Raw genomic sequence first — 13450 nt, 5'->3', positions numbered from 1 at the left:
AGCACTGGGCTGTATAGGGTTCAATCAGCGTTGGAGCCCAGATGGGATCCAGGACCACGGCCTGGGATCGGTTAGGCGATTACCTGCATCAGACCAAAATCATTGGCTCCATTGAGAGCACGCTCTACTGGGATCAAAACACCCGTATGCCCTCTGGCGGGGCTTCCTGGCGTGGAGAGCAGTTGGCGCTCCTCGCGATTCAGTTGCATTCCCGGCAGAGCTCTCGGGAGTATGCCGAGCTGATCCAGGAAGCCCGTGTCGAGTGGAACCAGTCAGATCTTTCAAGGATGGAACAGGCCGCTTGTGGCCGAAATCTTGATTTGCTTGAACAGGATCTGGCCAGGCAACAGGCCTTAGATCCTGCGTTGGTGGCAGCATTGGCAACGGCGAAAGCCGATGGTTACAACAACTGGCAACAAGCAAGGGCTGACTCCGATTTCGGCTTGTTTGCTCCCTCTTTGCGCACCATGATTGGATTGCGCCAGGAACAGGCACGACAGCTTGCAGAGCCGCGCAGTTGTTGGGAAACCCTGGCTCAGCCCTTCGAGCCCGATCTCACGTTGGAGCGTCTGCAGGCCTTGTTTGCACCACTTCGGCAGCGTTTGCCCGAATTGTTGCAACGAGCGGGTGGGCAGCCGCGTCAGCGAGAACTCAGTTGGGATCTTCCTGAACCAGCACAGCAACAACTCTGCGACAGGTTGTTGACCTCCTGGGGACGGGATGCGTCGATCACTTGTGTGGCGCGATCCCCCCATCCCTTCTCGATCACGCTTGGTCCAAGCGACTACAGGATCACGACAAGAGTTGTTCCAGGACAACCGCTCTCCTGTTTCTTGGCCACAGCCCATGAATGGGGCCACTCTCTCTACGAGCAGGGCCTTCCTGATCAGTCGCATCAATGGTTCGCTTGGCCCCTGGGGCAAGCGACATCCATGGCCGTGCATGAAAGTCAATCGTTGTTTTGGGAAAACCGGGTTGCCAGAAGTCGGCCGTTCGCGCAGCAGTGGTGGCAGGATTTTGAGGCTGCCGGGGCTCCGCTCGCATCAGCAGACGCTCTTTGGAGGGCGATGAACCCGTTGGCCCCTGGTTTGAACCGGGTCGAGGCCGATGAGCTCAGCTACGGCTTGCATATTTTGATCCGAACGGATCTAGAGATTGCTTTGCTCGAGCAAGGCCTTTCGGTGGAGGAGCTCCCTGCTGAATGGAATCGGCAGTACGGGGAGCTTCTGGGCGTGACACCCTCCAATGATGCTGAGGGCTGCCTCCAGGATGTGCATTGGAGCGAAGGACTGTTCGGCTACTTCCCCTCGTATTTGCTCGGACATTTGATCAGTGCTCAGCTGAGTGAGGCGATGGCCGCTGCCATTGGTTCTCCTGAGGAGCATGTTCGCAATGGTGACGTTGCACCCTTGCTGGCCTGGCTGAGGGAGTCTGTGCATCCTGTCGGACGGGCGATGAATGCGGAACAATTGGTGCAGAGCGTGAGTGGTCGGGAGCTGACCTCTGAACCCTTCTTGCGTTACCTGGAAGAAAAACTTGCGCAACTTTTGGCTGCAAAGCGAAGCTGTGGCACGTAAGCGTTACGTATGCGGCACGAATACGTGCTTGGGGTTGGGGTCGGGCCCCCGTAGGATTTCGGCGCTGATCGTCCTCTCCCATGGCCAATCTTGACCAGGCTCCAAGCCGCAGCATGCCCAACCTGCTTCATGTGCTGCCGGCCTTTGCTGATGAGTCTGAGCTACGCCTCAACACCATCGTGGAGCTGAACTCCAACACGATCAACAAGTACGAGCTCATTACGGAAACAGGCCATCTCAAGCTGGATCGGGTTGGGTACTCCTCTCTGGCTTATCCCTTTGCCTATGGCTGTATTCCTCGCACTTGGGATGAGGATGGAGATCCTCTCGATATTGAGATCGTGAACGTGACCGAACCCTTAATTCCTGGTTCGATCGTGGAAGCAAGGATTATCGGCATTATGACCTTTGATGATGGTGGTGAGGTTGATGACAAGGTGATCGCCGTTTTGGCAGATGACAAGCGTGTTGATCACATCAAGAGCTTCGAAGATCTTGGTGAGCAATGGAAAAAGGAAACCACTTACTACTGGGAGCATTACAAGGATCTGAAAAAGCCTGGCACCTGCACGGTGAATGGATTCTTTGGCACTGAAAAAGCCGTAGAGATCATCAAGAGCTGTGAAGCTCGGTATGTTGCTGAGATTGATCCAAAACTCGTGGATTGATATCAGCGCGCTTCTATTGAATAGGGTGCTCCTGTTGCATGATTAGGCCAAAGCGGGGTGATGCCCCGCTTTTTTATTGTGAATTGGTGGTCAAGGTTGAATTAAAAGAGGGCCAGATGAGGCTGGAATATTAAATTTCTCTCGTAGTTTGGAAACGGATTGATCAGCTTCTGACCAGAAAATAAAATCTCTAATGAGGTTTGTGTTGCAAGCCAGTCCCTTTTCACAGCCTTCCATTGCATCGTTTGGATGGAAGGCTCCTGTGGAGGGTGGAATGATATCTCCAACCGTACTGAAGGCTTTTCCTAAATGAAAGTCGAGAATTATTTCTAGAAGTGATTCAAAGCCAAAACCATCGTCAAAGAGCCCGCCTGAAAGGCTGCCACATTCATTTCTCCCTGTACATCTGTATTGAATCCTCCAAGAATGTGGCAGCAATCGTGATTGAAGAGTAATTCAGATGTGCTCCCCCCCCCCCCCCCCCCCCCCGGTAGTGCCCAATTCCTATCCCGGTACCAATGGAAAACTGTGTGCCCAAGGCTGCCTTTTGGATAAGTCTCTAATTGTTGATACCGTTCAGAAACAGCCCGATCACCGATGGCTTGGTGAAACATTGTGATGACACCTATGATCACTTTCGGTGCTGAGTCGAGGCCCAGAAATTCGCCTAAGCTCCTGCGTCCGTAATCTATTAAAAGTCGTTTTAAGTGATTGTCTCAAACGCGATGTAGGTCTTTGATTGTTTGGGGGTGAATCTCTAGATGTTCGGCAAAATCATCCACAGTTGCCACCATCCGTGGGTCGACCTTCATGTCTACATAAGGCAGAAGAATCAGGGTCTGAAGGAGTTGTTCGCGTTTGCTTTTATCGGCCATCTTGTCTGATAGAGCCGCTGGCTTAATGCCATCGAGGTGGTTCAGATCGATGGACGACTTCAGAGCAAAGTTCTGAATGGATTCGATCATTTCCAGGGTGATGGGCTCAAGATCTGCAACGCCTTCCATGCAGCCCACTTCCTGCATGGCTTGCAAGAACAGCTTTGCGTCTCCTTCAGGCCAGGACAGTTGGTGCTTCATTTCGGCTTGGAGGCTCTGGAGTTTGGCTAGCACATTTCTTAAATCCTTAAGGTTTCACTGCTCGCAGTGTGCGGTTTTTTTTTCGCACAGTGCATACGTTGAGACCAGTGAGTCTTGGTTGTCTGCTCATGGGTCTCAAATGCATCGCTTGCGTCCCTGGTCTCCCGGTGGCGTTGCTCGCTTCCTCTCTTCTCGTGGCGGCTCCAGCGCTGTCTCGATCCCAGCCCAACCAATTCCAGCCCACCCAAGTGTCAATGGCTGTTCGCTCGCCAGTGGAGGGGCGCGTTGTGTTGGATCTGGGCCGCAGGCAAATCAGTGTTGTGCGCCAGGGGCAGACCCATGGCCCATGGCCCGTGGCGATCGGTGATCCCAAGACCCCAACACCCTCTGGGGTGTTCAAGGTCGAAAACATGATGATGAATCCTCAGTACCAGAGCACTAAGTCAGGGAAGCTGCATCCCAAACGTGGGCCTAACAGCCCATTGGGCCATCGCTGGATTGGCTTCCTGCGCAGTGGACCCAATCAATTTGGTATTCATGGCACTCCCTGGCCCCATTGGGTCAAAACCAGAGCGGCCGTATCCAACGGCTGTGTGCGCATGTTGAATGCGCATGTTCAGCAGCTGTATGACCACGTGGAAGTGGGAATGGCAGTGGAAATTAAGCGTTGAAACCAGCGATCACTGGCTCCGCTCCTGTTCAAAGATCTCCCTAAGGATCTCGCCAGCTCCTTGATCTTTGAGCTTATGGGCGAGGTCTCGTCCCACCGCTTCAGGATCGGCGATGGGGCCAGCCTGCTCGTCACGGATCAGCCGCTTGCCATCGAGGCTGGCCACCATTCCCGTGAGCTGGATGGTGTCGCCTTCAATTTGGGTGTTGACGCCGATGGGCACTTGGCAACCGCCCTCAAGCACCCTCAGGAAGGCTCGTTCCGCTAAGCAGCGAGCTGCGGTTGGTGCATGGTTTAGCACTTGAATCAGCTCCATCACTTCGGGACGATCGCAGACGCATTCAATCCCTAAAGCTCCTTGACCCACCGCATGGAGAGAGATGTTTCCGGGGATGCTTTGGTGAATTCGATCGCCGAAGCCGAGTCGGCTGAGTCCAGCGGCGGCCAAGATCAAACAGTCGTAATTGCCTGAGTCGAGTTTCTCAAGACGGGTAATGACGTTCCCACGAACGTCTTTGAACTGAAGATGGGGGTAGTGGTAGCGCAGTTGGGCTAGGCGGCGTAACGAGCTCGTTCCAACCACCGAACCCTCTGGGAGTGTCTCCAGTGTGTACTCAGCATTTTTGCTGTTCACCACTAAGGCATCGGCGGGGTCTTCCCGTTCGGTGATGCAACCCAGCATCAGCCCTTCGGGAAGATTTGTAGGGAGGTCTTTGAGGGAGTGAACAGCGATCTCGGCACGGCCCACCAGCATTTGAGCTTCCAGCTCTTTGGTGAATAAGCCTTTATCTCCGATCTTCGCTAGGGCAACGTCGAGGATTTTGTCTCCCTGGGTTGCCATGGCCTCAACAGAAATGGCGAGACCGGGGTGGGCCTTTTCAAGTTCTGCTTTGACCCAATTGGTCTGAACCATGGCCAGCTGGCTGCGGCGTGAGGCGATGCGCAGATGCTCAAGGGCCATGTTTGAGAGACTTCAGTCCGCAAGATTACGCAGACGTGCCCCCCGCTGTCACGTGCATGTCTATGAAAATTGGCATGCCTCTTAGTCGCCTTGTTAGGGCGCTCAGCTTTACGATTCAACACAGATGAGTGATTGCCATGCCAGGGCCTGTGGTTAACGGAGTTCGTAAGGACGGTCTGCCTGCTCTGGATCAGGCAACGTCGGCCAAGGAGGTCCTCCCTTTTTTGCCGCTTTTGAATGAGGGCACGATCAAATTGATTCTGTTAAGCAGCGGCGGTGTCTTGATGGCGCGGCTGAGGAACACAACCGATCCAGATGGTGAACGGGCATACCAATTGATACGTCCACTGAGTGTGATCCAAACCAGTTCCGATCAGCTTTGGCAATTGCAGCCTTATCTAGAGGGCCTGACGTCACAAAAAAATGTTGTGGTTTATAAAGCCGCCGTGGCCTCCATTCTGGATCCTGATCCTCGGCTTCTTCAGGTCTATGCACGCAACACATCCCAAGAGTGTCCGCCTTCAGAAACTCCTGTGGAACGATTGAAACGGGCTTTTCAAGAGTTCACCGAATGCATTGAGGATGAGGCATAAGCGGTCATTCGCAACTATCTATGAATGAGCGTGAATCTCAAATCTTGAAATTTTAATTTTGAATTTCAAAATTAAGTTTTCAAGCTCGAATGGGGTCCACTTGCTTTTAATGCTGGGTGCCAATATAGGAATCCTCTTTAAAAAGTTTTTCTAGGTCCAATTTGCCTTTCTCGGAAAGAAGAGTTTCGTAGTCTAATTCCTTTTCGATTGACTCAATTAAGTCGTCATCGTCTGTGAGGTCTGGATGAAATTCACGATACCAGGCCAAAACTCTGTCTTCGATCTCAAAGATTGCATTGAAGAATGGCGTGATGTTGTTGTGCAAGCTGTTTTGTTCGGCTTCCGTTAGGCCCTTCAATTGGTGGTCATGCGTCATAAAGGCATGGGTCACAAGTCTTGCTTTCTTCAGTGACTCCAGGGCTGCCAGGAAATCACTGGATGAGTCTCTAATGTTGCTGTCCATTTGTTTGATCGATCGTTGCTTGTTTGTTATTGGTTTTGTAGGTTGAGTTGATGGAAGTATGATTAATGGTCGGGAATGTGCATTTGGGATAGATTTCAGTGTGGTGTTGAGAGATTTGCTGTGGGGCAATAAAAAACCCTGTCAAAAACAGGGGATGGTAAAGCTGTCAGCTTAAACTGAGCTTGCTATTTGATGTATTCCTTCAGAACTCCATTCCTGTTGGGATGGCGTAATTTTCGCAGAGCTTTGGCTTCAATTTGACGAATCCGTTCGCGGGTTACATCAAAGATTTGACCAATCTCTTCCAATGTTTTCATGCGCCCATCGTCAAGGCCATAGCGAAGGCGTAGGACATCACGCTCACGGGGGCTAAGCGTTGCAAGAACTCCTTCAAGGTCTTCGCGAAGAAGGTTTTTGGCAACATCTTGCTCTGGATTCTCGATGTCAGCTTCGATGAAGTCGCCTAGTCGTGAATCCTCTTCTTTGCCGATGGGTGTTTCGAGGGAGATTGGGAGCTGTGCACTCTTAGCGATAAATCGCAATTTTTCGATGGTCATTTCCATCGATTCAGCAATTTCTTCCTCTGTTGGTTTGCGACCAAATTCCTGGCTGAGAACCTTGGTGGTTTTCTTGATCCTTGAAATGGTCTCGTAGAGGTGAACGGGTAGTCGGATGGTTCGCGACTGATCGGCAATGGCGCGGGTGATCGCCTGACGGATCCACCAAGTGGCATAGGTCGAAAACTTATACCCCTTTTCATGATCGAATTTCTCTGCAGCACGAATGAGACCGAGGCTGCCTTCCTGAATGAGGTCCTGAAAGCTCAGGCCTCGGTTCATGTACTTCTTGGCGATCGATACCACTAGGCGCAAGTTCGATTGCACCATTTTTTCTTTGGCGCGTCGGCCGAGCATCAGCCGTCTGCGGAATCGGATCACTGGCATCTCAACCAGTGCTGCCCATTCCTTGGTGTCAGGAAGTTTGCCGTTATCGCTTTCAAATTGTGCAGCTAGCTCTTCGAGATGCAGCAGGTCCGCAATTTTGCGAGCCAATTCAATCTCTTCGTCTGGACGCAGGAGGCGGATGCGTCCAATTTCCTGCAGATATACCCGAATGGAGTCTTCGGTGTAGACACCTTTAGGTCCAACTTTGATGCTCGCTAAGACCTTGGCTTTCGCTTCTGCTTTGGCATCTTTGGCCTTTGCATCTGCCGTTTCAGAGGCTTTCAGCGCGGTTGTGGTTGTTGCTGCAGCAGCCAGCAATTGATCGGCTGATGTGTCCAGGTTGGCGGCAGGAGCGGTGGCTTTTGCTTTGCTGCTGGCCTTGCTGGTTTTGGCTTTTGTGCTGGTTTTGCTTGCTTTTGTTTTCGTGCTTGCTTTTGTGGTGGTTTTGGCTTTCGAGGCAGGCTTTGCTTTGGCCTTCACCGGCTTTGGCTGACCTTTTTCATCGGCCAGCATCACGATCGAAGGCGCTGGTTTTGCTTTGGCCTGTGCCAATTTGGTCGCGGCAGGACTCATGGCGGTCAGTAACGAGGGAGAGAGCGGGACAGGAGGCGAATGTCATCAACAGTCAGGGAAACCAGCCTGATGAGGGCCGTTGCTTTTGTGGCGTCACCTTCCCGTCATAGAAACGATGCGCAAAGAAAAACGCGGAGCGTTAAGGAAAGTTGAGAGAGCTGGAGTGGTCCGATGCAGAACTGTCAAGGGCATTCTCAGACCGGTCGGCTTCATGGAATCCCATGGCTCGAACTTCGGATCTTCCCTTTGGAAGGAACTCTGCTGGTTCCAACAACAGCTATTGAGCTGTCCAACAGTTTTATTTTAAAAAAAACGTGTCATGAACGCAACCCCATTAACCGATTTTTCAAAAAATCCCGTCCGTCCGCCGCCAGTTTCAGTGGTGGTTGATGTTTGGCTTGAGGCTGGGCGGGATGGTCGCACCTTCACCTACAGCGATGGCAAGCAGCTTAATGTCCGTTTAGGGGACTTGGTTCAGGTGTCTCTTCGTGGTCGTCGCATGCAGGGTTTGGTCACGGCCTGCCGCAGGCCGTCTGTGGATGAAAAGCGTGCGCTCCAGCCGGTCGAGGCTCTCCTTCAACAGGCTGCTGTTGGACAGTCATGGAGATCGTGGCTTGAGGAGATGGCGCAGCGTTGCCACACCAGCCCGTTTCGAATGCTGAAAGCAGCGCTTCCTCCCGGCTGGCTTGGTCAGCGCGTTGTCGCCAGCGTGAAGGAACGCAGGCTGTGGTGGGTGTCGTTGCTTGATAACAGCGCTGGTTTGGATGCTGATTTGCCAGCGCGGCAGGCCTGCTTGGTGGCCAAGTTGCAGGAGTTGGGGGGAGGAGCGTGGCAGCGAGACCTGGTAGCGGCAGGCTTTCAATCAGGAATCGTGCAAGCCCTGGTGCGCCGTGAACGGCTGGTTCGTGAGTTGCGTCTCGCCACGGATGCCCAACCAAGTCCTCCGTCGCTGGGAGTGGTTCCGGAGATGGAAGTTTCGAGAAGCCTTACCGACGAGCAGAAGAGTGCGATCGAAACCCTTAAAAATCAGCCGGAAGGCGGGGGTGTGCTGCTTTGGGGGATCACCGGTTCAGGGAAGACCGAGGTCTATCTCCAGCTGGCTGCCGATGAGTTGGCCGCAGGGCGGCATGTGTTGGTGCTAACCCCTGAAATTGGTCTCATCCCCCAGCTGGTCGATCGCTGTCGACGTCGATTTGGGTCGCGCGTGCTCGAATATCACAGTGGATGCACGGAACGGGAACGGGTACACACCTGGCGCAACAGCCTGGAAGCAGAGGGGCCGCTCGTCATCGTTGGCACCCGTTCGGCCATCTTTCTGCCGCTCAGCCCCCTGGGTTTGATCGTGTTGGACGAGGAGCATGACAGCTCTTACAAGCAGGAATCCCCGATGCCCTGCTATCACGCTCGTGACCTGGCGATGGCGAGAGTGCAGCGGGAGGGAGGGCGTGTGTTGCTAGGTAGCGCCACCCCCTCTCTTGAAACCTGGATTCAGCTCGCTCCAGACGGTCCGCTGGCTTTAGCGCAGCTTCAACAGCGCATCTCTGATCAGCCTTTGCCGCCGGTCCAGATCATTGACATGCGCCATGAGCTGGCCGATGGCCATCGCTGCTTAATCAGCAGGGCGCTTATGGATCGCTTGTCGAAACTTCCTGAACAAGGGGAACAGGCGGTTGTCTTGGTGCCGCGTCGTGGATACAGCACGTTTTTGAGCTGCCGAAGCTGTGGGGAGGTGATGCAGTGTCCCCACTGCGATGTGGCGCTAACCGTTCATGGGAAAAGCACCGCTCAACAGTGGCTGCGTTGCCACTGGTGTGATCATCGAGCCCCGGTGACGACGAGCTGCGGGCACTGTGGTTCTACGGCTTTTAAGCCCTTTGGCGCTGGGACTCAACGGGTTTTGGAACAGCTGGAGTCTGAGTTGGAAGGACTGCGATTGCTGCGCTTTGACCGGGATACCACCGGGGGACGCGACGGCCATCGGCGCTTGTTGGATCAATTTGCCGCTGGCGAAGCGGATGTCTTGGTGGGGACTCAAATGTTGGCAAAAGGGATGGACCTGCCGCGCGTCACGCTTGCGGCCGTGTTGGCGGCTGATGGCCTGTTGCATCGTCCCGATCTTCGCGCTGGGGAGCAGGCGCTTCAGTTGTTGTTGCAACTGGCTGGCAGGGCTGGTCGTGGTGAGCGTCCAGGGCAAGTGCTCGTTCAGACCTACAGCCCCGATCATCCGGTGATTTTGCATTTAGTGGATGGGCGTTATGAGCGTTTTCTGGAGGAGGAAGCCGCGGAGCGACGCGATGCTGGATTGGTGCCCTTTGCCAGGGCTTGCGTGTTGCGATTGTCTGGGACATCTGCATCCACAACGGCGACGGCAGCCGCCGTGTTGGCGGAACAGCTTCGACCTGGTTGCACGGACTCTGGTTGGCAGCTCATCGGTCCAGCTCCAGCTCCTGTGGCACGGGTTGCTGGTCGCAGCCGCTGGCAGTTGTTGTTGCATGGGCCCCAAGCTTCGGCCTTGCCTTTGCCACCCGGGAGCTCTCTGTGGGATGGCTTGCCCAGTGGGGTGGCCCTGGCTGTTGATCCAGACCCGCTGCAGCTCTGAACTCAAGACGGTAATTCCGGGTAGCCGAAACCCATGAGCAATCGAAGCCGTTGCAGGCTGGCCGTCAATAGAAGCAGCGCCAAGATCGCGAGACTGCCTAATCCGAGCCGGCTCCAACGCCACTGTCTCCACTGCAAACGATTCTGAACGCCAATCTTGAGCGGCCAGATGAGCTCGCCCTTGGCGTTTTGGCTCGCCAAGGCAGGGCTGCTTTGCAAGCTGCGCAAGCTCGCTTGCTCCCCAAGGCGTACCGCGACTTGCAGCTCATTGAGGCTCTCAAGAGCGCTTAGATCGAGTTCCAAAAGCAGCTCCTGCTTAAGCCCTACCAGCCAGTTGCGCTCTTTCAGCTGGAGGGAGGGTGCGGGCAATGAAAGGCCTGCCGTGCGTCCTGCTGCTTCCACGGTTTGGCTGAGGAGTGCAGCGGCGTCTTCACTGGTTTGAGTCGGTGCCTTCACCTCCAGGTGACCGTGGCCTGCGTTGCGAATCTTCCACGGCAGATTCATCACCCTCAGCTCACGACTGAACGCGTCCTGCCATGGAAGGTTGAGGCCACTGCGGCTGTCGATCGTCCAAGCCATCTCCACCCTGTCTGGTCCTGGGAGGTTGAGGTCTGCAGTGATGCGTACGCAGCCGCTCAACAAGAGCGTGATCCCCACCAGCACGGCGATGACCAGCAACGCAAAGCCTGCTGGCGCACGGGTTGGACCGGTTGGAGGGGATGGCGGCGGCGGCGGCAGTTTGCGGCGATTGAACAACTTGGATCGTTTGCCAACACGCGGATCCATCTCCAAGGTTGGCAATTGCATCGACCAATTCGCAGGTCTTGCCAGGCTTGGCGCTTCCAGCACATCCAGCAATTGCCGCGCCCTGATGCGCAGATCTGGATCCTTGCATCGGGTGAGCAGTCGGCAGGTGCTCAGCGCCTTGTTTTCATCCCCCTTTCCCATCCAAGCTGTGACCATCAGCATGCGGATCTCAGCTCCTCGACTGTCGCTGATCGGGTTGGTTTCTGCGAGGGGCTCCAACAGGGCGATGCATTGGCCGTAATCGCCACGCTCCAGAGCGGCTTCTGCGGCTGCCAGGGCATTGGTCATCGATTAACCGCGGCCGAGAACCATCGTTCCGATGCCGGCATCGGTAAAGACTTCAAGGAGAAGGGCATGGGGGACACGACCATCCACGATGTGCGCTGCCGCTACCCCCTGAGCCAGGGCACGGATGCAACATTCGGTTTTGGGCGTCATCCCACCGGCCACAACGCCCTCGTGAATCAATTGCCGTGCCTCGGACAGCCTCAGTTGTCGGATCAAGGAGTCGGGATTGTCGCGATCCCGAAGAATTCCTTGGGTGTCCGTCAGCAAAATCAATTTCTCCGCTTCCAGTGCAGCGGCAAGCTCACCAGCAACTGTGTCGGCATTGATGTTGTGAGATTCCCCTTCCAGGTTGGCAGCCACGCTTGAAATCACCGGAACGTATCCCCGCGCCAGAAGTGGTTCCAACACATCGGGATTGACCCGTGCCACATCGCCGACCAAGCCATGATTTCCATCCCCCCAGGGACGTGCCTCCACCAGTCGGCCGTCACTACCGCTGAGGCCTACAGCGCTAGCTCCCAGTCGGTTGAGTCCATTGACGATCTGTTTGTTCACTCGGCCGACAAGCACCATCTCCACCACGTCCATCGTGTCGGCATCGGTGACCCGCAATCCGTCGCGAAACTCGGAGGGAATATCAAGCCGCTTGAGCCAGGTGTTGATCTCTGGGCCTCCGCCATGCACCACCACGGGTTGCACTCCCACACTTGCCAGCAGGGCGATGTCGCGAAACACCGCATCGCGTAGCTCTGCGTGGACCATGGCTGCGCCGCCGTACTTGACAACGATTCTCCGTCCAGCAAATCGTTGGATGTAGGGAAGGGCCTCGCTCAGGACGGAGACCCGGAGGGAATCATCCATGCTGCAGGTGCTCAGGGCTCTCCATGCTCGCCTGTCGTGGCCTCACGCTTGGGAAGCAGGGTCAAATCCAGCTGATCATTTTCCAGCGGGATGATTTGCGCTTCAAGCCCTTTGGCGAAAAAGCGTCCCAGTCGCTCGCGGCGTTCTTGCCAACGCTCGAGACCCACGGCTTCGCAAGCAAAGCGCATCCTTAAGCCATATCCAGCATCACCGCAGATCTCTTCGACTTCCAGTAGCTGAGAAGGCTTGTCCTCATCCCACAGTTTCAGTGCTTCAAGCGAGCTCTCGAGGTGTGCTTTCTGCCCATAGCGCCAGCGCGTGACGTCATTCAGCAGCTTGACCAGTTCTGGAGACGCCGCCTCGCGTTCTGCGCGAAATTGTGGTTTGGGTGTCACCCGGCGTGCTGGGGGAAGCTCAGAGGATTTGAGCGCGAGCCCCCCGAGAAAGATGGGAATTCCGTAAAAGATGGTGGGCAGGCTGAGATTGGCATTGCCAGCTCCGTAGGCCAAAGCACCAACCACGGTGAGGACACCGCCAGCGATGGTGATCAGACTTCCGGGCGAAATGAGCTCGTTCATGGGGGCCCGTGTATTGAAGCCATTGTGACCAAGAGGGCTGCAGGATGGGTGCAGGAGTCCAGGAATCATGAACACCCCGTCCGAGCAGCCTGTAGAAACCCGCGAGCTGATTGCTCAGCTGGAGACGGATCGCGCTTGGCTGCTCGAACAAATTGATCGTGGTCGCTGGCCCGAATTAAGACTGGATTTAGCGGCCCTGGAGCGAGAGCTGGGGCAGCTGCTGTTGCGCGCTTCAGAACAATTTTCTGACAAAAGCCAGTGAAAACTCAGGCGCTTGCTGGCGTTAAAAAGGAATGTCGTCGGTCTCGGGAACCAGGGGAGAGGTGTTCCACTGAGCCGCGGAGTCCTGCCCAGCCGCCGCTGGCTTGCTCGGTGCTTGGGAGGACTGGGGCGTTTGCGCTGGTACGGGGCGAGCTGGCGCCGTGCGTGCAGCCACTGGGGGCTGGTCTTGGCTCGAGACCGCCCCTCCCACTGAATGGAGTCGCGAAAGGGTGAACTCAGCTCTCTTCTCTTTGGTGCCGTCTTGACGAGGAACTGTGTTCATTCGCAGTCGGCCCTCAATCAGGAGCCGCTGCCCAACCTGCACGCGATTTTGAAGGTCCTGGGCAAGATTTCCCCATCCCACCACCTTCAACTGCCCCTTGGGATCATCAGGTCGGAGGGCATCAAAAGAAACGTCCATTTCAGCAATGGGCGTTTGGTTGTCTTGGGTGTATCGCAGGGTGGGAGCTTGAAGGACATCCACCTCGAGCACGCAGTGGTTCATTCTCAGCTGTGACGGTGAGCGCCATCC

The 13450-nt window shown here is 55.2% G+C and carries 15 protein-coding genes; 6 read left to right on the top strand and 9 right to left on the bottom strand.

The features are described 5' to 3' along the window. Positions 1–41: 41 nt before the first annotated feature. Positions 42–1577, top strand: a complete 1536-nt coding sequence (locus tag SynROS8604_RS10930; protein WP_186544006.1) for a carboxypeptidase M32 — start codon at positions 42–44, stop codon at positions 1575–1577. A gap of 80 nt (positions 1578–1657) precedes the next feature. After that, on the top strand, positions 1658–2245 hold the full coding sequence (locus tag SynROS8604_RS10925) for an inorganic diphosphatase (RefSeq protein ID WP_186544005.1): 588 nt from the start codon (positions 1658–1660) through the stop codon (positions 2243–2245). Positions 2246–2335: 90 nt separating this feature from the next. Here the strand turns inward: SynROS8604_RS10925 and SynROS8604_RS15965 are convergent, their stop codons facing one another. Next, entirely contained in the window at positions 2336–2683 is a 348-nt protein-coding gene (locus tag SynROS8604_RS15965; protein ID WP_255445011.1) for a hypothetical protein, read from the bottom strand. Between the two features lie 278 nt (positions 2684–2961). Then, complete coding sequence (locus SynROS8604_RS15960) at positions 2962–3321, bottom strand: hypothetical protein (RefSeq protein ID WP_255445010.1); 360 nt, start codon at positions 3319–3321, stop codon at positions 2962–2964. Positions 3322–3449: 128 nt separating this feature from the next. On the opposite strand from SynROS8604_RS15960, the gene SynROS8604_RS10915 reads away from it, so the two are divergent. Continuing rightward, positions 3450–3992, top strand: coding sequence for a L,D-transpeptidase (locus SynROS8604_RS10915; protein ID WP_186545950.1), 543 nt, complete (start codon positions 3450–3452; stop codon positions 3990–3992). 9 nt (positions 3993–4001) lie between these two features. Here SynROS8604_RS10915 and hemC read toward each other — a convergent pair whose 3' ends face one another. Next, positions 4002–4952: a hydroxymethylbilane synthase gene (gene hemC / locus SynROS8604_RS10910; RefSeq protein ID WP_186544004.1), complete on the bottom strand. Its 951-nt coding sequence runs from the start codon at positions 4950–4952 to the stop codon at positions 4002–4004. Positions 4953–5089: 137 nt separating this feature from the next. On the opposite strand from hemC, the gene SynROS8604_RS10905 reads away from it, so the two are divergent. Beyond that, entirely contained in the window at positions 5090–5545 is a 456-nt protein-coding gene (locus SynROS8604_RS10905; protein ID WP_186544003.1) for a DUF6561 domain-containing protein, read from the top strand. Positions 5546–5651: 106 nt separating this feature from the next. Here the strand turns inward: SynROS8604_RS10905 and SynROS8604_RS10900 are convergent, their stop codons facing one another. Together SynROS8604_RS10900 and rpoD are read right to left on the bottom strand one after the other, a co-directional pair. Continuing rightward, entirely contained in the window at positions 5652–6008 is a 357-nt protein-coding gene (locus SynROS8604_RS10900; protein ID WP_186544002.1) for a hypothetical protein, read from the bottom strand. 185 nt (positions 6009–6193) lie between these two features. Further along, positions 6194–7525 (bottom strand): RNA polymerase sigma factor RpoD, encoded by a 1332-nt coding sequence (gene rpoD, locus SynROS8604_RS10895; protein ID WP_186544001.1) that lies wholly within the window; start codon positions 7523–7525, stop codon positions 6194–6196. Between the two features lie 319 nt (positions 7526–7844). Between rpoD and priA the strand changes: the two genes are divergently transcribed. Further along, the gene (gene priA / locus SynROS8604_RS10890) at positions 7845–10124 is read left to right on the top strand and encodes a primosomal protein N' (protein ID WP_186544000.1); all 2280 of its coding nucleotides are present in this window, start codon (positions 7845–7847) and stop codon (positions 10122–10124) included. A 2-nt stretch (positions 10125–10126) separates the two neighbouring features. On the opposite strand, the gene SynROS8604_RS10885 is transcribed toward priA, so the two are convergent. Genes SynROS8604_RS10885 through SynROS8604_RS10875 form a run of 3 tightly spaced genes read right to left on the bottom strand, consistent with a single transcriptional unit; the run spans position 10127 to position 12657 of the window. After that, positions 10127–11218, bottom strand: a complete 1092-nt coding sequence (locus tag SynROS8604_RS10885; RefSeq protein ID WP_186543999.1) for a DUF3153 domain-containing protein — start codon at positions 11216–11218, stop codon at positions 10127–10129. A 3-nt stretch (positions 11219–11221) separates the two neighbouring features. Beyond that, positions 11222–12079: an acetylglutamate kinase gene (argB, locus tag SynROS8604_RS10880; RefSeq protein ID WP_115071517.1), complete on the bottom strand. Its 858-nt coding sequence runs from the start codon at positions 12077–12079 to the stop codon at positions 11222–11224. An 11-nt stretch (positions 12080–12090) separates the two neighbouring features. After that, positions 12091–12657, bottom strand: a complete 567-nt coding sequence (locus tag SynROS8604_RS10875; RefSeq protein ID WP_186543998.1) for a DUF2854 domain-containing protein — start codon at positions 12655–12657, stop codon at positions 12091–12093. Positions 12658–12724: 67 nt separating this feature from the next. On the opposite strand from SynROS8604_RS10875, the gene SynROS8604_RS10870 reads away from it, so the two are divergent. After that, the gene (locus tag SynROS8604_RS10870; protein WP_115071518.1) at positions 12725–12919 is read left to right on the top strand and encodes a hypothetical protein; all 195 of its coding nucleotides are present in this window, start codon (positions 12725–12727) and stop codon (positions 12917–12919) included. Between the two features lie 21 nt (positions 12920–12940). Here the strand turns inward: SynROS8604_RS10870 and SynROS8604_RS10865 are convergent, their stop codons facing one another. Further along, positions 12941–13423, bottom strand: coding sequence for a single-stranded DNA-binding protein (locus tag SynROS8604_RS10865; protein WP_006853406.1), 483 nt, complete (start codon positions 13421–13423; stop codon positions 12941–12943). Positions 13424–13450: the final 27 nt, after the last annotated feature.

It is taken from the genome of Synechococcus sp. ROS8604 (assembly GCF_014279655.1).
Taxonomy (GTDB): Bacteria; Cyanobacteriota; Cyanobacteriia; order PCC-6307; family Cyanobiaceae; genus Synechococcus_C.
This window is presented reverse-complemented; position numbering and strand designations above follow the sequence as displayed.

Excerpts from the sequence above, each read along its gene's own strand:
- rpoD (WP_186544001.1), bottom strand. The coding sequence starts at position 7,525 with ATGAGTCCTGCCGCGACCAAATTGGCACAGGCCAAAGCAAAACCAGCG.
- SynROS8604_RS10925 (WP_186544005.1), top strand. The coding sequence starts at position 1,658 with ATGGCCAATCTTGACCAGGCTCCAAGCCGCAGCATGCCCAACCTGCTT.
- SynROS8604_RS10870 (WP_115071518.1), top strand. The coding sequence starts at position 12,725 with ATGAACACCCCGTCCGAGCAGCCTGTAGAAACCCGCGAGCTGATTGCT.
- SynROS8604_RS10885 (WP_186543999.1), bottom strand. The coding sequence starts at position 11,218 with ATGACCAATGCCCTGGCAGCCGCAGAAGCCGCTCTGGAGCGTGGCGAT.
- SynROS8604_RS10900 (WP_186544002.1), bottom strand. The coding sequence starts at position 6,008 with ATGGACAGCAACATTAGAGACTCATCCAGTGATTTCCTGGCAGCCCTG.
- SynROS8604_RS10915 (WP_186545950.1), top strand. The coding sequence starts at position 3,450 with ATGGGTCTCAAATGCATCGCTTGCGTCCCTGGTCTCCCGGTGGCGTTG.
- SynROS8604_RS10930 (WP_186544006.1), top strand. The coding sequence starts at position 42 with ATGGGATCCAGGACCACGGCCTGGGATCGGTTAGGCGATTACCTGCAT.
- argB (WP_115071517.1), bottom strand. The coding sequence starts at position 12,079 with ATGGATGATTCCCTCCGGGTCTCCGTCCTGAGCGAGGCCCTTCCCTAC.
- SynROS8604_RS10875 (WP_186543998.1), bottom strand. The coding sequence starts at position 12,657 with ATGAACGAGCTCATTTCGCCCGGAAGTCTGATCACCATCGCTGGCGGT.
- hemC (WP_186544004.1), bottom strand. The coding sequence starts at position 4,952 with ATGGCCCTTGAGCATCTGCGCATCGCCTCACGCCGCAGCCAGCTGGCC.
- SynROS8604_RS10865 (WP_006853406.1), bottom strand. The coding sequence starts at position 13,423 with ATGAACCACTGCGTGCTCGAGGTGGATGTCCTTCAAGCTCCCACCCTG.
- priA (WP_186544000.1), top strand. The coding sequence starts at position 7,845 with ATGAACGCAACCCCATTAACCGATTTTTCAAAAAATCCCGTCCGTCCG.
- SynROS8604_RS10905 (WP_186544003.1), top strand. The coding sequence starts at position 5,090 with ATGCCAGGGCCTGTGGTTAACGGAGTTCGTAAGGACGGTCTGCCTGCT.
- SynROS8604_RS15960 (WP_255445010.1), bottom strand. The coding sequence starts at position 3,321 with ATGAAGCACCAACTGTCCTGGCCTGAAGGAGACGCAAAGCTGTTCTTG.